Below are 15,977 nucleotides of genomic sequence, written 5' to 3' on the forward strand. Positions count from 1 at the left end.
AGGATTAGATACTAGGTGGTATAGACCAAAAGAGTGAAATAGTATAGCAAAATTTATGCAAAATATGCTTTCTAGCTATACCAAAACCATATAGGAAGTAGTGCTATTAAGTTGTTTATTTTCGCATTTTTATTCGGATTATGCGTGACTTCGCAAAGCTGATCGCTATAGATTGTATTTATTTAAGCCTTGCTATACCGTTTTTGTCAGTTGTTATATTTGATTTTTAGGTCTGAAAAAATACTTCTATCGGAAAGGAGAACGAATATGAAAGTGGCTGTTATTGGTGCTGCTGGTGGTATTGGACAAGCACTAGCTCTACTACTAAAAAATCGCCTACCAGCAGGCTCTGATCTTGCTTTATATGATATTGCACCAGTAACGCCTGGTGTGGCAGCAGATCTAAGCCATATCCCTACGCCAGTATCCATTAAAGGTTATGCCGGTGAGGATCCAACACCTGCATTAGAAGGTGCTGACGTGGTTCTTATCTCTGCAGGTGTTGCCCGTAAGCCGGGGATGGATCGTTCGGATCTATTTAATGTTAACGCAGGTATTGTTAAATCACTGGCTGAGAAAATTGCTGTGGTTTGTCCAAATGCTTGTGTTGGGATTATCACAAACCCTGTTAATACGACAGTTGCTATTGCTGCAGAAGTATTAAAGAAAGCAGGTGTGTACGATAAGCGTAAATTATTTGGGATTACAACACTGGATGTGATTCGTTCTGAAACGTTTGTTGCTGAACTAAAAGGCAAAGCACCATGTGATATCCGTGTACCAGTAATTGGTGGTCACTCTGGTGTAACCATTTTGCCTTTATTATCGCAAGTTGAAGGTGTTGAGTTTACTGAAGAAGAAGTGCAAGCGCTGACACCTCGTATTCAAAATGCGGGTACCGAAGTTGTTGAAGCTAAAGCGGGCGGTGGTTCTGCAACACTTTCTATGGGTCAAGCGGCTTGTCGTTTTGGTCTTGCTTTAGTGCGTGCTCTGCAAGGTGAGCACGGTGTGGTTGAATGTGCTTATGTTGAAGGCAATGGTGAGCATGCACGTTTCTTCGCACAACCTGTTCTACTTGGTAAAGACGGTATTGAAGAGGTGATGGACTACGGCACTTTAAGCGCGTTTGAACAACAAGCGCTAGAGAGCATGTTAGACACATTGCGTGGTGATATTGCTATTGGCGAAGAGTTCGCTGCGAAATAATTAACGCGCGCTCCCATATACAGAAAGCCCCAACGAGAATGTATCGTGGGGCTTTTTTTTCGTTAAGAGTATTACGGTGGCAAAAGAGGATCTTAATAGTATTGATCACACCCACTATGTAATTGAGGTTGATCGTGTAAATCATCACAAGATAATTGAAAGGTTTGTTGATCATTGGGATTTTCAATGATCACTGAGTCAGAGAGATGATCAATGGCGACAACTTTGCCGATACCATGGGGGAACTCGATCCACATGCCGATCTTAATTTGATGAATATTCATTGTGGCCTCCTTTCTTTGAGTATAGAAGAGGATGCTTTGAGATAAAATAAAAGCCGATAGGTACCCATACCCATCGGCTTTACTGTATTTAGTTATGTGATTACTTATTACGCTGCACAGAAAGATGGGCCAGTGCGATAAGCGCTTGTTTGTGTGCTGACTCAGGTAAGATATCTAAAGCTGCAATTGCTTTATCAGCTTCTTGTTCAGCACGCTGTTGAGTATATTCTAGCGCCCCTGTTTCACGCATGCAGGTCAAGATCTCATCTAGCTTATCCATTCCGTTAGCTTGTTCGATGGCTTCTCGAATCATAGCGGCTTGTTGTGGATTACCGTGGCGCATAGCGTAAAGGAGAGGAAGAGTGGGTTTGCCTTCAGCCAGGTCATCACCAACATTCTTACCCATTTCTTTACCATCGGCGACGTAATCTAAAACATCATCAATCAACTGGAAGGCGGTACCTAAGTAACGGCCGTAGTCTTGAAATGCAGTTTCAACTTCAGGTGAAGCTTTTGCAATAATTGCTGCGACTTGTGTTGCTGCTTCAAATAGGCGAGCTGTTTTGGAGTAAATGACTTCCATATAGCTCTCTTCCGTCGTATCAGGATCGTTACAGTTCATTAATTGCTGTACTTCACCTTCTGCGATCACATTGGTAGCCGCACTCATGATATCGAGGATCTTCAAGGATCTTAGGCTCGTCATCATTTGGAAAGAGCGGGTATAAATGTAGTCACCGACAAGCACACTGGCGGCATTACCAAAAGCAGCATTGGCCGTTGCTTTTCCACGACGCATATCTGATTCATCGACAACATCATCGTGCAGCAAAGTTGCAGTATGAATAAACTCGATAAATGCTGCTGCTGTGGTGTGATCTTCACCTTGATAATCGAGTGCACGAGCAGCTAAAACTGCAAGCATTGGACGTAGGCGTTTACCTCCGCCACTTACAATGTAAAAACCGAGTTGGTTAATTAGGGCAACATCTGAGTTAAGTTGCGCTTGTATCTTTGCGTCTACAGCCGCCATGTCGTTGGCAGTGAGCGCTTGGATCGCTTTAAAATCCATTATACATCCAGCAAATTTGTTGGCCGCGATAGGCGGAAAGTTTTTTAATTAAGTTAGCTGATATTACACCAAAATGGACAAATTCTCATAACCCCTAGTTATTGTATTTTTAACTCTTTTTTCCGTGGGCGACTTTTCACCAATTTTCTTTACTGAATCTCTTGCCAGAAAGACGATTTTCACGTAACATCCGCACCCTATTGATGACAAGATTAAGCGCATACCCATTGCCCAAAAATTAAGCGGCGAATGGCCTATGCGGAAAAGCGGAGTAAGACATGTACGCTGTTTTCCAAAGTGGTGGTAAACAACACCGTGTTAGCGAAGGTCAAACCCTTCGTCTAGAAAAACTAGAAGCAGAAACTGGTTCAACTGTAGAATTCGATTCAGTTCTTCTAGTAGCTAACGGTGAAGAAGTAACAGTGGGTGCACCATTTGTTGCTGGCGGTAAAGTAACTGCTGAAGTTGTAACGCACGGTCGTGGCGATAAAGTTAAAATCGTTAAGTTCCGTCGTCGTAAGCATTCTCGTAAGCAAATGGGCCACCGTCAGTGGTTCACTGAAGTCAAAATTACTGGCATCAGCGCTTAATAATAGGAGAGTTTAAAGATGGCACACAAAAAAGCTGGCGGTTCTACACGTAACGGTCGTGATTCAGAAAGCAAACGTCTAGGTGTTAAGCGTTTCGGTGGCGAATCTGTTCTTGCAGGTAACATCATCGTTCGTCAACGTGGTACTAAATTCCACGCTGGCACAAACGTTGGCCTAGGTAAAGACCACACTCTATTCGCTCTATCTGACGGTAAAGTGAAGTTTGAAGTTAAAGGTCCTAAAAACCGTAAATTCGTATCAATCGAAGCTGAGTAATATCAGTCTCGACACGAGTTCTAAAGCCCTGCCATTTGGCGGGGCTTTTTATATTTGGAGGGTTTATGTCGGGTCCCGTTATTGGAGCATTATTAGCGTTAACAACAGCAGTGTTTTGGGGCGCATTGCCCATAGCGATGAAGCAAGCTGTTGAAGTTATGTCACCGTTTACTATTGTTTGGTATCGCTTTATAACCGCGTTTATTGGCTTAGGTATTTGGTTATTATGGCGCAAGCAGTTACCCGCAAAATCATCCCTAAACTTCCCTCGTTTTGGTTTCCTTTTATTAGCCAGTTTAGGGTTGGCAGGCAACTTTGTTTTATTCAACAGTGCCTTACAATATCTGAGTCCTCCGGTTGTTCAGGTCATTATTCAGCTTGCTCCAGTGATACTATTATTAAGTAGTGTGTGGCTGTTTAAAGAAACCTTAGGTCGTCATCAAATCATTGGTGTGATCTGCTTATTTTCAGGCTTATTGTTATTTTTCAATGAGCGATTAGTTGAGCTATTTACCAGCTTATCAGGCTATACTCTTGGCGTGATACTGGCAGTGACAGCGGCTTTGGTATGGGTTGTATATGGCCTAACCCAGAAGCGCTTGTTACGAGATTTTAGCTCAGCGCAGATACTATTTATGGTATATGGCATTTGTGCGTTATTATTAACGCCCTTTGCTGAGCCAAAGCAGTTATTGCTGATGGACTCACGACAACTGGGCATGTTGATGTTCTGTTGTATTAATACGCTGGTTGGCTATGGTGCTTTTGCCGAAGCGCTAGCACGTTGGCAAGCAGCTCAGGTAAGTGCAGTGATTACACTTGCCCCTCTATTTACGATATTATTTGTAGACCTTGCTAGTTTGGTATGGCCAAAATTTGTTGCGCCAGTCGCTCTAAATAGCTGGGGTTATTTAGGTGCTATGGTTGTCGTCAGTGGTGCTATGTTCTGCGCTATTGGTCATAAGCTTATTCGACAGCAGAGATAGCAAAGGTCGATTACAATGGTTAATACGGTAAGATCTTTGAGGATCTAAGATCTTACTCGTACAGTAAACGCCCAAGTGCGGAGAATAAGATGAAATTTGTAGATGAAGCGGTAATTCGAGTTGACGCTGGTGACGGCGGTAACGGTGTAGTGAGTTTCCGTCGTGAAAAATATGTGCCAAAAGGTGGCCCTGATGGTGGCGATGGCGGTGACGGCGGCGACGTATACCTTGTTGCTGATGAGAACTTAAATACTCTGATCGATTACCGTTTCCAGCGTTTCTATGCTGCTGAGCGTGGTGAAAACGGTCGTGGCGGTAACTGTACTGGTAAGCGTGGTGAAGACATCATTCTATCAGTTCCTGTTGGTACTCGTGCGGTAGACGAAGAGACAGGCGAGGTGATCGCTGATCTTACTGAGCATGGTATGAAACTTATGGTTGCTAAGGGTGGTTTCCACGGTCTTGGTAATACTCGTTTTAAATCATCAGTAAACCGTGCTCCTCGTCAAAAGACCATGGGTACAAAGGGTGAGATTCGTCATCTTCGCCTTGAGCTTCTACTGCTTGCTGATGTGGGTATGCTTGGTTTGCCAAACGCTGGTAAGTCTACGTTTATTCGCGCAGTATCGGCAGCGAAGCCTAAAGTTGCAGACTATCCATTTACCACATTAGTTCCAAGCTTAGGTGTGGTTCGTGCTGGTGCGGATCGTAGCTTCGTGGTTGCAGATATTCCAGGATTGATCGAAGGTGCCGCAGATGGTGCTGGTCTTGGTATTCGTTTCTTGAAGCACCTTGAGCGTTGTCGTGTATTACTACACATGATTGATCTGCTACCTGCTGACGGTTCTGATCCTGTGGAAAATACTTTCACAATAATCAATGAACTTGAGCAATACAGTGAAAAACTAACAGGTAAGCCTCGTTGGTTAGTATTTAATAAAGTTGATCTAATGCCTGAAGATGAAGCAAATGAAAAGATCCAAGAGATCTTAGATGCTTTGGCATGGGAAGATAAATACTACCGCATTTCAGCGCTTAACCGTTTAGGTACTCAAGAGCTGTGTTATGACTTGATGGAGTTCATTGAGCAACTTCCTCGTGAAATTGAGATCGAAGAAGAGAAGCAAGAGAAAGTCGAGTTCAAGTGGGATGATTACCATGCAGAACAAGTTAAGCGTCACCAGAAAGATGACGATGATGACGACGACGATTGGGAAGATTGGAATGAAGATGATTACGATGTTGAAATCATCTACAAGCCATAATCCAATATAAATTATGAAAACCGCTCCTTGTGAGCGGTTTTTTTGTGTCTAATCAAGCAGAATGTTGAAAAATTATTCGATAATATTTGCGCGTGCTCACACCATGATTAAGGTAATGTGAGTTTTATAATGATTTGGAACAAAAGGAGATTGCCCCAACTATGCCTGATCATGAGGGATGTTTGTCTGAGCCTGAGCAGCGAGAAATATCGCATCTTGCCGTTACTGCCGGACAAAAATTGCTGCAACACGGCGCGGAAAGTACTTTGATTGCCGATGTCACAAGACGGATAGGGTTGGCTTTAGGAGTCGATACCGTTGAGGTCTCGTTATCAGCCAGCTCCATGGTGATCACAACGCGCTATCAAGGACGCTGTATTACCACAACGAGACGTTGCCAAGATGGTGGCATAAATATGCAGGTTGTTACCGAAATTCAGCGGATCTGTATTCTGGCTGAGCGGGGACTGATTAGTGTTAAAGAAGTTCATCACCGTTTAGAGCATCTTAAAGCAACACGTTATAACCGCTATTTAGTGGTGTTTATGATCGGTCTTTCTTGCGCTTCATTTAGTCGTTTAGCAGGGGGCGATTGGCCTGTTTTTTGGTTAACGTTTTTCGCTTCAAGTATTGGAATGTTTGTTCGTCAAGAGATAGCACATTGCCAATTTAACCCTCTTATTAACTTTGGTATTACCGCTTTTGTCACCACGCTAATCTCAGGCTTTGGTCAGGTTTACCAAGTGGGGGATACACCTTTTATTGCGATGGCATCATCAGTCTTAATGTTAGTACCTGGCTTTCCTTTGATTAATTCAATCGCTGATATGGTGAAAGGTTATGTCAATATGGGAATTGCTCGTTGGGCAATGGCGACGTTATTAACCTTATCCACTTGTATGGGAATCGTTGCTGCTATGAATGTACTCGATGTATGGGGATGGTTATGAATGATATGCTGACACTATTGCTGGCTCTTGCCAATGATATGTTCTTTGCCATGATCCCGGCGGTTGGTTTTGCGTTGGTTTTTAATGTTCCTCCCAAAGCACTGAAATATTGTGCCATTGGTGGAGCTTTAGGGCATGGTTGTCGTTTTCTACTGATGCACTGGGGTGTTCCTATTGAGTGGGCAACGTTAGCAGCTGCAACCTTAGTTGGTATGATTGGCGTACATTGGTCTCATCGTTTTTTAGCTCACCCAAAAGTATTCACAGTCGCTGCGATGATCCCTATGGTCCCTGGTGTTTTTGCATTTAAAGCTATGATTGCCGTTGTTGAAATAAACCATAGAGGCTTCTCGCTTGAGTTATGGGGATTGATGGTTGAAAATGTACTAAAAGCCATCTTTATCATTGCGGCGTTAGCAATCGGTCTTGCGATGCCAGGGCTGTTATTTTACCGTCGTCGTCCAGTGGTATAACTCAAAAGTCATCATGAGAAAATATATGAAAATCAGTATGATTGCCGCCATGGCAAAAGACCGAGTGATCGGAAAAGATAATGCAATGCCTTGGCATCTTCCTGCTGACTTTGCGTGGTTTAAACAGTCGACATTAGGTAAGCCGATAGTGATGGGACGAAAAACCTATCAATCTATTGGTCGTCCATTACCAGGGCGATTAAACATTGTGATCAGTCGAGATCCTCAACTAACGATTGAGGGGGTAACGGTTGTTAACTCTCTTGAACATGCGAAAATGGTTGCTGGAGAGGTAGAAGAGCTAATGATCATTGGTGGTGGATCGATTTATGAGCATTACTTGGCGCAAGCTGATTGCCTATATTTAACTTTTATTGAAGCTCAGCTTGAAGGTGATACTCGTTTCCCTAATTGGGGCGAAGGGTGGCTCAAGACCTATAGTGAACATTATACCGCTGATGAGAATAATGCTTATGATATGGAGTTTGTTATTTTACAGCGATCTTAACTGTTTCTTGTACCGCTATTTTCTTAAATAAATATAGGCTTTACTTCTCTTACTAAGAAAAGTGAAGCCTATATTTCTATAACGATTATTATCGCAAAACAGCTAATTAGTGGCTGTAGATAGGGCAAGGAGTAGAGAAAAAAGCTTTGTCTTCCCAGCGCATCATAGTAAGGCTATTACCCCATACACACCCAGTATCAAGCCCAATACAATATTCATCTTGATGCCCCATCAGTGCAGCCCAGTGACCAAATAGAATGGTTTTCTCCATTGGCGTTAAGCGAGGAATGTCAAACCAAGGTTTAAGCTCGGTAACGGATTGAGAGTCAGGGCCTTCCTTACAAGCCATATCTAAACGACCATCGGGGTAGCAAAAACGCATTCGAGTAAAGTTATTGATGGTAAAACGCAGCTGCTCTAGCTCAGTTAAATTATCTTGCCATAAGTTAGGACCATCGCCATACATATTGGTCAATAGCCATAAATAACGATCTGATTGTAGAACCGATTCTACATGACGGGCCTGAGTACGAGCTTGCTCTAGTGACCACTGTGGCGTAATTCCAGCATGAACCATAACAAAATTATGCTGAGGATGTTCAGCTAAAATAGGCTGCATGCGAAGCCAGTTAAGCAGTTCTTCGCCATCTGGTGCGGTAAAAATGTCGTGAATTTTATCTTTGGATTTTGCTTTTGCTATTCCATTTGCAACCGCCAGAAGATGGAGGTCATGGTTACCTAAAACGATGGTAGCTGCGTTGCCAAGTGCTTTAATAAAACGTAATGTTTGTAATGATTTTGGCCCGCGAGCGACCAGATCTCCTGCTAACCATAGCTCATCAGTGTTTGCATCAAACTGAACTTGCTGCAGCAGTTTTTCTAAATCATCAAAACAGCCCTGGATATCTCCAACGATATAAGTTGCCATTAAACACTCACTTATCTGATTGTGCCTCTGAAGGTGTGGGGCAAAGAGGTGGATACGATGTTTATTTGATAAAAAAATCCCCTTTGCTCAAAAAGCGAAAGGGGATGATATTAGCTCAGTTGCAATTACTCGGCTTGGTAATTTGCATCCAGCCAGTTAGCCAGCGCCACAAATTTTTCGACTGAAATATTTTCGGGACGATCGCTTGGGTTAACCCCTAATGCTTCGATCTGCTCTGCGGTCATAAGAGCTTTAAAGCAGTTACGAACGGTTTTACGACGCTGGTTAAAGCCTTCACGACAGACGCGATCCAACCATTTTAGATTGGTACATGGGAAAGGCAGTGTCTCATACGGTGTTAGACGTACAACAGCAGAATCTACTTTAGGTGCTGGTACGAAAGATTCAGGTGGAACTTCCAGTACTGGCATGACTTTACAGTAGTATTGTGCCATTACAGTTAAACGACCATACGCTTTGCAACCTGGACCTGCCGCTAGACGGTTTACCACTTCTTTTTGCAGCATAAAGTGCATATCCTGAACATCTTTATGATAAGTGAACAGGTGGAACATCAGTGGGGTTGAAATGTTGTATGGCAGGTTACCAAATATACGTAGCTTAGCATCTTCACGAATCAGTTTAGTGAAGTCAAAGCGCATTGCATCGCCTTCATTGATGGTAAGCTTTGGACCCAGATCTGGGTGATTGCGTAGACGCTCTGCAAGATCTCGGTCTAGTTCAATAACATTAAAGTGATCAACTAGCTTACCTACTTCTTCGGTGATGGCGCCAAGGCCTGGACCGATTTCAACTAGGTTTTGACCTGATCTTGGGTTAATCGCCGATACGATACCGTCGATAATAAAAGGGTCGGTTAAGAAGTTTTGACCAAAGCGCTTACGGGCGCGGTGGCCTAAATGGACATCGTTGCTCATGCTTGTTTTTCTACCAGTTCTACGGCATGAGTAAGCGCCGTCCAAAGGCTGCCTATCTCTGCCTGTCCAGTACCTGCGAGTTCCAGTGCGGTACCATGATCTACTGAGGTTCGAATGAAGGGTAGTCCTAACGTGATGTTAACGGACTTACCAAAGCCTTTAAATTTGAGCACTGGTAACCCTTGGTCGTGATACATAGCTAATACTGTATCTGCCTCAGCCAAATATTTAGGTTGGAAAATTGTATCAGCAGGTAAAGGTCCTACTAAATGGATATTTTCCTCGCGAAGTCGATTGAGCGTTGGAGTAATCACATCGATTTCTTCATGGCCTAAACAACCGTCTTCGCCTGCATGCGGATTGAGTCCACATACATAGATTTTGGGAGCAGCAAGACCAAATTTTGTAACAAGATCTTGATGCAATATACGAATAACTTGCTCTAGTCGTTGTGGTGTAATGGCTTTTGCAACACAAGAAAGAGGTATGTGAGTTGTCACTAACGCAACTCGTAACCCTTCGGTTGCTAACATCATAACAACTTGCGCTGTATTAGATTGCTCTGCAAAAAATTCAGTATGTCCGCTAAATGCAACACCGGCTCGGTTAATAACACCTTTATGTACCGGTCCTGTCACGATTGCCGAAAACTCACCACTTAAGCAGCCCTGGGCCGCCCTGGCTAGTGTGTTCAGTACATAGTGACCATTGGCTTCATTTAACTGGCCCGCACAGACAGCCTCTTGTGTATCTATTTGAGCAACGACAAGTGTCCCTGCTCGATGAGGTTCTGCTGGTTGGGTTTGATCATAGCGGATGATCTCAACTTGAATTCCCAATTGAACCGCACGTTCTACCATAACCTGCGCGTCAGCACAAATGACAAGTTGGTGCGGCCAGTTGTGTTGGCTTAGAGCCAGAACTAAATCTGGCCCAATCCCTGCCGGTTCTCCAGGGGTTATCGCAATGCGTTTAACCTTATCCATTATTTCCTGTATTTGTTAAATTATCGATATAAGCACTAGCTCGCAGCTCTTGCAGCCAAGTTTGTGCTTCTTCGTTAAACTTACGGTTGAAGAGAATGCGATAAGCTCGATTTTTCAGTGCTGCATCGGTACGGTCAACATTGCGGCGACCTTCTACTTCAACGATGTGCCAACCGTGTACCGTTTTAAATGGCTGACTGATTGTATCTACTGGTAAAGTTTCTACTTTATCTTTAAATGCTGGAACATATAAATCTGGTGTCTGCCAACCTAATTCACCACCATTAGCCGCAGAACCTGGGTCTTGGCTAATCGCTTTTGCCGCTTGAGCAAACGTCTCTTTACCTGACAAAATCTTTTGACGAACTTGCTCTAACTCTTGTTTTGCTCCTGCATCACTTAGAATCACAGATGGCTTAAGCAAAATGTGGCGAGCTTTCACTTCCATAACAGAAACGGTTTGTAGGCCTTTCACATCGTTAATTTTTAAGATGTGGTAACCAACACCACTACGGAATGGACCAATAATTGCGCCTTTACCATTGTTTTTGATTTGATCGGCAAAGATAGTTGGCATTTCTTCTTTACTCATCCAACCCCATTCACCACCTTTTAGCGCTTTAGGGCCTTTAGAGTAGGTGTAAGCCAATTTGGCAAAATCAGCACCATCATTAAGATCTTTTACTAATTTATCCGCTTCTTCTTTAGCGGCATCTCGCTCTGCTTTGGAAGCACTTTCATCAACACGGATTTGAATTTGGCTGATGTTGTATTCAGTATTTTGCTGAGTCTGCTGGCCAAGTTGCTGAGCTAGATTTTCAACTTCCTGCGGTAAGATATTGATACGACGACGAACAATTGCGGTACGTGCTTCGCTTGCCATTAGATCTCGTCGAATTTGATCACGAAAATCAGCAAATGAAATACCATATTGAGCTAATTGCTGGCGTAGCTGATCGATCGACATATTGCGTTCTTTGGCAATTTGGCCAATCGCTTGCTCTAGTTGGCTATCGTCAATACGAATACCCATCTGCTTTGCCTGCTGAACCTGTAGCGTCTCCATGATCAATTGATCCATAACCTGTTGGCGCAGAATATTTTCTGGTGGTAATGGTTGATCGTGACCGGCTGCATTTAGATGTACCGTTTTTAGCATGTTGCTTACGTCACTTTGTAAAATCACACTGTCATTTACGGTAGTAACAATTTTATTCAGCTCTTGTGGCGCAGCAAATGAGCTTGCTGAGGCACCCATAATGGCTAAAGCTAATAGGGAAGACTTCCACTTTTTCATGTCAATTCCATCAAAATGAGAATAGCGGTCATCACAACCGCTATTTAAATATTAATTATTTAGTGAGAACGAGTTACCGTAAGACAGTGCATTACCATCATCGGTCGAGCCAAAAGGTTTAACGCCTTGTAAGCCCAGCAAGCTGAAGGAAATGCTGACGTTACTATCGTATTCGGTAAAGTCATTACCTAACGAATTCTTCGCGTAACGGTTATAGTTCAATCCAATCATCCAACACGCAGAGCGATAGGTTACACCCACTTGGCTTTCTATCATCTTATTGACATTAAGATCTTGGAAATAATCCGCCTTAACGTAAATATTGTCGTAAAGTGGGAAGCCAGTCGATAAACCAATCTGTGAAATACCGTCATTATCTTTATTTGGGTTCTTCACATATTTATCAAGATATGTATTTGAAACATAACGGTAGTTAGGCTGGATATACATACCATTAGCTCGATACTCAATAGCACCACTAGCCATTTGGATATCATTATCACTGGCATCGTATTGCATTGAGCTCTTCAAGAATAAACTGTCTGCAAGGTTAAACTCAGTTTCTAATGCTGTTGCAGAGTAACTCTGCGCATCCTGATTACCTTCTGCTGTCGGTTTATTGATATAGAAGATTTGACCTAATGATAGGGTAAATCGTTCCTTATAATTACTGTCAAAATAGCGAGTCGAAGCACCAATAGTGACTTGGTTTGCTGGAGCTATGTAGTCAATACCACTATAGGTACGGTCACTAAACAGGCCATAATAGTCTTGTTGTAAACGTGTAGAGTCGTAGCCACCGCCACTGTAGTCAAATGGGTTATAGATATCTTTTTGGTCGACATCTTTGATGTATAAGTACTGAATTTGTGGCTCTAAACTTTGAACATAATCTTCTCCTAGAATGGAGGTGTTGCGTTCAAAATATAGCCCGCTATGGATACGAAATTCAGGAATAGTACGGTCGACCGATTCTTTTAAGTCATTGAGACCTGAGTTACGAGCATCTTGGTTATAATGGGTATACATCAGTTTAGCTTCTGATGTTACTGTCCACCAAGGGGTTGCATAAGGCAGAACAAGACTTGGTGCAATATAAAAACGATCAGCAGTCGGTTTGGCTTTAGAGTCGTTATCAAAGCGGCTCACGCTAGAATTAACTTTAAACTCTAAGTTATATGGCAGATCTTGTTGGTAATAATTGAGATCGAACTGAGGCATCAATCGATATTGATTGCCTTGACCATCAGCGGTTAACGGCTGGAAGTCTCGTACTCGTAAGGTGGAATCCCAATTGGTATCACGATAAGAGACATCGGCTGTTTGCAACAGGTTGTTATCTTCTCGGTTACCGATATCAGAATCAAGATCAGAGAAATATTGGAAGTCACTGGCTTTACTGTAATCAATATCAAACAACCAATGCTGATTGTAGATACCTTTATGTTCCCAGTTAAATGCCCAGCGAGCACCTTTATCTTTATACAGTTTATCGCTGTTAAGATATTCGCCTTTTAAGCTACCTTGCCCTAGTTCGGTTAGATAGCGGAATTGAGAATCAAGTTGTAGTCCTCGATTACTCATATATTTAGGCGTTAAGGTTAGGTCGTAGTTCGGTGCGATATTCCAGTAGAATGGCGTTTCTAGCTCAAAACCATCACGAGAACCGTAGCCAATTGATGGGTATAAGAAACCGGTTAAACGCTGATCGGTAACGGGCACACGTAAATACGGTAAATAAAAGACCGGTACATCGAGTACTTCAAATCGAGCATTGTAAAGATCGGCAAATGGCGATTCGCCATCACGTTCTAAAGATGAAGCAGAAAAACGCCAGCTTTTATCTTTGGCTGGGCAGGTGGTATAGGTACCATCTTTCATCTTATAGAACTGGGTGCCATCTACATTGGTCTTGATGATCTGTGCCGCATCGCCACGACCTGGTTGGCAGGTCATATTATAGATGGCATCATCCATTTCTGAATTTTGGGTATCAAGATTACTGGTGATACGCTTAGCATCAACCTCGATACCACCATCATGGAGATACACATCACCTGTTGCCGTCACAACATTTTCAGGTTGCTTTAATGAGGCCTGATCCGCAACAATTGTGCGAGTGCCTTGCTTAACAATGACATCACCCTTATAGGTGATCTTTTTCTCATTAATGGCTTCGGCACTATCAGCTGTGATTTTAACTGGTAGGTTATTGGTGTCTTCTTGGCGATCTTGTGGCGCAATACAAACTCCGCGAACCACTTTCGGTTCATCAGCCTGAGCGACAGTATGTTCATCTTTTACTTTGTCACTTGGCGCTGAGAGTTCATTCGCCATTGCTGGTCCGTATAGGGCCAGACTGATCATGGTGGCAAGCAAGCTGCGGGAGGTTAATGACATTAATTAAACATTCCTGTATCAGAGTCGTTGCGCGTAAAATTGGTGGCGCTTTTTACAAGCATTCCCGATAAATGACAGCTATCATAAAGCAAATTCAACTCGACGGCATCCTTTCTCGCCAAAGAGTCGGGTAAACATTGAATAAATTTAGCAAATTACCAGAGAGTATAGAATGCAAACAGCAGGTATTTGGGGAAAAATCATCGGCGCATTGCTCGGTTTGGCCGTATTTAAACTCCCTGGACTTTTTATTGGCCTTTTTATTGGTCATCAATTTGATAAAGCCTACGCCCGTCAGATGGGGAGTTTCGCTGGGTTTGGTGAGCGTATGTCAAATGCGGATCGACAGGCCGCTTTTTTTGATGCGTGCTTCTCAGTTATGGGACACTTGGCAAAATCTAAAGGCCGAGTGACTGAACAAGAGATTCGGGTAGCCAGTGCTATTATGGATCGTATGGGACTACAAGGTGAAGCTCGCCGCCGTGCCCAAGATGCTTTTCGCCAAGGTAAAAATGAGCAGTTTCCACTGGAAGAAACACTATTAAAAGTACGCCAAGCGCGACGTGCGGATCTTTCTCGCTTTTTCCTTGAACTACAAATTGCTGCAGCCTTTGCTGATGGTTCGATTCACCCGAATGAGCGTCAAATGCTGCATGTTATTGCGCGTCACTTGGGCTTTTCTGAAGCGCAGCTAGAGCAAACATTGCGTATGCAAGAAGCAGCATTTCGTTTTCAACAAGGTGGCTTTAATCAGCAGTATCAAAATGCTGGTGGCTTTCAACAAGCCCCAACTCGCGATCAACTAGCCGATGCGTACAATGTATTGGGTGTTGATGAAAGCGCATCTGCACAAGAGGTGAAGCGAGCTTATCGTAAGCTGATGAGTGAGCACCATCCCGATAAACTGGCTGCAAAAGGCTTACCTCCTGAGATGATGGAGATCGCTAAGCAAAAAGCACAAGAGTTGCAAGCGGCTTATGATTTAATCCGTAAAGAGAAAGGCTTTAAATAAAGCATCTTAAAATAAAAGCGAGTCAGATTTTGGTCGACTAAGACTGAATATCTGGCTCGCTTTTTTATGTGCGATTAATCTAAAGTGCGCGTTGGTGCATCAGGATAAAAGTCGCATGGTGCAAAGATATGCATTGGCTCTTCTGTATAAGGGTGAGCAAAGGTCAGTTCTGCTGCATGTAACTGCAGACGAGGTGCCATTTCACGAGCTTCATCGTGAGCGTAGAAACGGTCGCCTAAAATCGGATGTCCAATCGCCATCATGTGTACACGCAGTTGATGGGAGCGACCTGTCACTGGGAGTAAACGTACTAAAGTGGCATTTTCTTCATAGCGCACCACTTCATAATGAGTCAGTGATGGCTTCCCTTCTTCGTAACACACCTTTTGTTTTGGGCGATTTGGCCAGTCACAAATTAAAGGTAAGTCTACCGAACCGTGTTGTTGTTCTAGATGACCCCAAACCCGAGCATAGTAAACCTTATGAGTTTGACGCTCTCGAAACTGGGCTTTGAGATGGCGCTCCGCGTTTTTATTAATCGCCAGTACAATCAATCCAGAGGTGGTCATATCTAGGCGATGCACAATCTGTGATTTTGGATGATCACGTAATACGCGTGAGTAGATACTGTCATAGTGAGCCGGATCGCGGCCAGGGACAGAGAGAAGGCCTGACGGTTTATTTACCGCAATAATATCGCGATCTAGATGAAGGACATCTAACCAAGGATCTTGAGGCGGATTGTAATCCAACAAAGGTAACGGTTTCATGGCTGACTCGAAGTGAATACGGTAAATCATAAAGGT

At 43.2% G+C, this 15,977-nt stretch carries 17 protein-coding genes; 9 read left to right on the plus strand and 8 right to left on the minus strand.

The features are described from left to right. The first annotated feature begins 267 nt into the window (after positions 1 to 267). Positions 268 to 1,206 carry a malate dehydrogenase gene (mdh, locus tag CTN07_RS15960; protein ID WP_005301467.1) on the plus strand — a complete coding sequence of 313 codons (939 nt, stop codon included), beginning with the start codon at positions 268 to 270 and terminating at the stop codon, positions 1,204 to 1,206. A gap of 92 nt (positions 1,207 to 1,298) precedes the next feature. Here mdh and CTN07_RS15965 read toward each other — a convergent pair whose 3' ends face one another. Both CTN07_RS15965 and ispB read right to left on the minus strand, forming a co-directional pair. Beyond that, on the minus strand, positions 1,299 to 1,490 hold the full coding sequence (locus CTN07_RS15965; RefSeq protein WP_036764470.1) for a hypothetical protein: 192 nt from the start codon (positions 1,488 to 1,490) through the stop codon (positions 1,299 to 1,301). Positions 1,491 to 1,590: 100 nt separating this feature from the next. Further along, positions 1,591 to 2,562, minus strand: coding sequence for an octaprenyl diphosphate synthase (gene ispB, locus CTN07_RS15970; protein ID WP_036764468.1), 972 nt, complete (start codon positions 2,560 to 2,562; stop codon positions 1,591 to 1,593). A 278-nt stretch (positions 2,563 to 2,840) separates the two neighbouring features. Between ispB and rplU the strand changes: the two genes are divergently transcribed. The 7 genes from rplU to folA all read left to right on the plus strand — a co-directional run bounded on the left by rplU (position 2,841) and on the right by folA (position 7,610). Then, positions 2,841 to 3,152, plus strand: a complete 312-nt coding sequence (gene rplU / locus CTN07_RS15975; protein ID WP_005301462.1) for a 50S ribosomal protein L21 — start codon at positions 2,841 to 2,843, stop codon at positions 3,150 to 3,152. Positions 3,153 to 3,170: 18 nt separating this feature from the next. Then, positions 3,171 to 3,428, plus strand: coding sequence for a 50S ribosomal protein L27 (gene rpmA, locus CTN07_RS15980; RefSeq protein WP_005301460.1), 258 nt, complete (start codon positions 3,171 to 3,173; stop codon positions 3,426 to 3,428). A 65-nt stretch (positions 3,429 to 3,493) separates the two neighbouring features. Continuing rightward, positions 3,494 to 4,414 (plus strand): DMT family transporter, encoded by a 921-nt coding sequence (locus CTN07_RS15985; RefSeq protein ID WP_005301458.1) that lies wholly within the window; start codon positions 3,494 to 3,496, stop codon positions 4,412 to 4,414. Positions 4,415 to 4,503: 89 nt separating this feature from the next. Then, entirely contained in the window at positions 4,504 to 5,679 is a 1,176-nt protein-coding gene (gene cgtA / locus CTN07_RS15990; RefSeq protein ID WP_005301454.1) for an Obg family GTPase CgtA, read from the plus strand. 161 nt (positions 5,680 to 5,840) lie between these two features. Continuing rightward, entirely contained in the window at positions 5,841 to 6,629 is a 789-nt protein-coding gene (locus CTN07_RS15995) for a threonine/serine exporter family protein (protein WP_005301451.1), read from the plus strand. Continuing rightward, on the plus strand, positions 6,626 to 7,102 hold the full coding sequence (locus CTN07_RS16000) for a threonine/serine exporter family protein (RefSeq protein WP_005301449.1): 477 nt from the start codon (positions 6,626 to 6,628) through the stop codon (positions 7,100 to 7,102). The genes CTN07_RS15995 and CTN07_RS16000 overlap by 4 nt, the downstream gene beginning before the upstream one ends. A 25-nt stretch (positions 7,103 to 7,127) precedes the next feature. Beyond that, positions 7,128 to 7,610, plus strand: coding sequence for a type 3 dihydrofolate reductase (gene folA, locus CTN07_RS16005; RefSeq protein ID WP_036764465.1), 483 nt, complete (start codon positions 7,128 to 7,130; stop codon positions 7,608 to 7,610). Positions 7,611 to 7,716: 106 nt separating this feature from the next. Here the strand turns inward: folA and CTN07_RS16010 are convergent, their stop codons facing one another. From CTN07_RS16010 to lptD, 5 genes are all read right to left on the minus strand, one after another. After that, positions 7,717 to 8,538 (minus strand): symmetrical bis(5'-nucleosyl)-tetraphosphatase, encoded by an 822-nt coding sequence (locus CTN07_RS16010; RefSeq protein ID WP_005301447.1) that lies wholly within the window; start codon positions 8,536 to 8,538, stop codon positions 7,717 to 7,719. A gap of 125 nt (positions 8,539 to 8,663) precedes the next feature. Beyond that, positions 8,664 to 9,476, minus strand: a complete 813-nt coding sequence (gene rsmA, locus CTN07_RS16015; RefSeq protein WP_005301446.1) for a 16S rRNA (adenine(1518)-N(6)/adenine(1519)-N(6))-dimethyltransferase RsmA — start codon at positions 9,474 to 9,476, stop codon at positions 8,664 to 8,666. After that, positions 9,473 to 10,462: a 4-hydroxythreonine-4-phosphate dehydrogenase PdxA gene (pdxA, locus tag CTN07_RS16020; RefSeq protein WP_005301445.1), complete on the minus strand. Its 990-nt coding sequence runs from the start codon at positions 10,460 to 10,462 to the stop codon at positions 9,473 to 9,475. The genes rsmA and pdxA overlap by 4 nt, the downstream gene beginning before the upstream one ends. Further along, positions 10,455 to 11,759, minus strand: coding sequence for a peptidylprolyl isomerase SurA (surA, locus tag CTN07_RS16025; protein ID WP_036764462.1), 1,305 nt, complete (start codon positions 11,757 to 11,759; stop codon positions 10,455 to 10,457). The genes pdxA and surA overlap by 8 nt, the downstream gene beginning before the upstream one ends. A 51-nt stretch (positions 11,760 to 11,810) precedes the next feature. Next, complete coding sequence (gene lptD / locus CTN07_RS16030) at positions 11,811 to 14,159, minus strand: LPS assembly protein LptD (protein ID WP_005301443.1); 2,349 nt, start codon at positions 14,157 to 14,159, stop codon at positions 11,811 to 11,813. Between the two features lie 172 nt (positions 14,160 to 14,331). On the opposite strand from lptD, the gene djlA reads away from it, so the two are divergent. Further along, on the plus strand, positions 14,332 to 15,171 hold the full coding sequence (gene djlA / locus CTN07_RS16035) for a co-chaperone DjlA (RefSeq protein ID WP_036764460.1): 840 nt from the start codon (positions 14,332 to 14,334) through the stop codon (positions 15,169 to 15,171). A 74-nt stretch (positions 15,172 to 15,245) separates the two neighbouring features. Here djlA and rluA read toward each other — a convergent pair whose 3' ends face one another. After that, positions 15,246 to 15,941 (minus strand): bifunctional tRNA pseudouridine(32) synthase/23S rRNA pseudouridine(746) synthase RluA, encoded by a 696-nt coding sequence (rluA, locus tag CTN07_RS16040; RefSeq protein ID WP_080551757.1) that lies wholly within the window; start codon positions 15,939 to 15,941, stop codon positions 15,246 to 15,248. Between the last annotated feature and the right edge of the window lie 36 nt (positions 15,942 to 15,977).

Source organism: Photobacterium damselae (genome assembly GCF_003026815.1).
Classification (GTDB): domain Bacteria; phylum Pseudomonadota; class Gammaproteobacteria; order Enterobacterales; family Vibrionaceae; genus Photobacterium; species Photobacterium damselae.

Excerpts from the sequence above, each read along its gene's own strand:
- CTN07_RS16010 (WP_005301447.1), bottom strand. The coding sequence starts at position 8,538 with ATGGCAACTTATATCGTTGGAGATATCCAGGGCTGTTTTGATGATTTA.
- CTN07_RS15965 (WP_036764470.1), bottom strand. The coding sequence starts at position 1,490 with ATGAATATTCATCAAATTAAGATCGGCATGTGGATCGAGTTCCCCCAT.
- CTN07_RS16000 (WP_005301449.1), top strand. The coding sequence starts at position 6,626 with ATGAATGATATGCTGACACTATTGCTGGCTCTTGCCAATGATATGTTC.
- rpmA (WP_005301460.1), top strand. The coding sequence starts at position 3,171 with ATGGCACACAAAAAAGCTGGCGGTTCTACACGTAACGGTCGTGATTCA.
- rluA (WP_080551757.1), bottom strand. The coding sequence starts at position 15,941 with ATGAAACCGTTACCTTTGTTGGATTACAATCCGCCTCAAGATCCTTGG.
- ispB (WP_036764468.1), bottom strand. The coding sequence starts at position 2,562 with ATGGATTTTAAAGCGATCCAAGCGCTCACTGCCAACGACATGGCGGCT.
- cgtA (WP_005301454.1), top strand. The coding sequence starts at position 4,504 with ATGAAATTTGTAGATGAAGCGGTAATTCGAGTTGACGCTGGTGACGGC.
- rsmA (WP_005301446.1), bottom strand. The coding sequence starts at position 9,476 with ATGAGCAACGATGTCCATTTAGGCCACCGCGCCCGTAAGCGCTTTGGT.
- rplU (WP_005301462.1), top strand. The coding sequence starts at position 2,841 with ATGTACGCTGTTTTCCAAAGTGGTGGTAAACAACACCGTGTTAGCGAA.
- lptD (WP_005301443.1), bottom strand. The coding sequence starts at position 14,159 with ATGTCATTAACCTCCCGCAGCTTGCTTGCCACCATGATCAGTCTGGCC.
- CTN07_RS15985 (WP_005301458.1), top strand. The coding sequence starts at position 3,494 with ATGTCGGGTCCCGTTATTGGAGCATTATTAGCGTTAACAACAGCAGTG.
- djlA (WP_036764460.1), top strand. The coding sequence starts at position 14,332 with ATGCAAACAGCAGGTATTTGGGGAAAAATCATCGGCGCATTGCTCGGT.
- folA (WP_036764465.1), top strand. The coding sequence starts at position 7,128 with ATGAAAATCAGTATGATTGCCGCCATGGCAAAAGACCGAGTGATCGGA.
- pdxA (WP_005301445.1), bottom strand. The coding sequence starts at position 10,462 with ATGGATAAGGTTAAACGCATTGCGATAACCCCTGGAGAACCGGCAGGG.
- mdh (WP_005301467.1), top strand. The coding sequence starts at position 268 with ATGAAAGTGGCTGTTATTGGTGCTGCTGGTGGTATTGGACAAGCACTA.
- surA (WP_036764462.1), bottom strand. The coding sequence starts at position 11,759 with ATGAAAAAGTGGAAGTCTTCCCTATTAGCTTTAGCCATTATGGGTGCC.
- CTN07_RS15995 (WP_005301451.1), top strand. The coding sequence starts at position 5,841 with ATGCCTGATCATGAGGGATGTTTGTCTGAGCCTGAGCAGCGAGAAATA.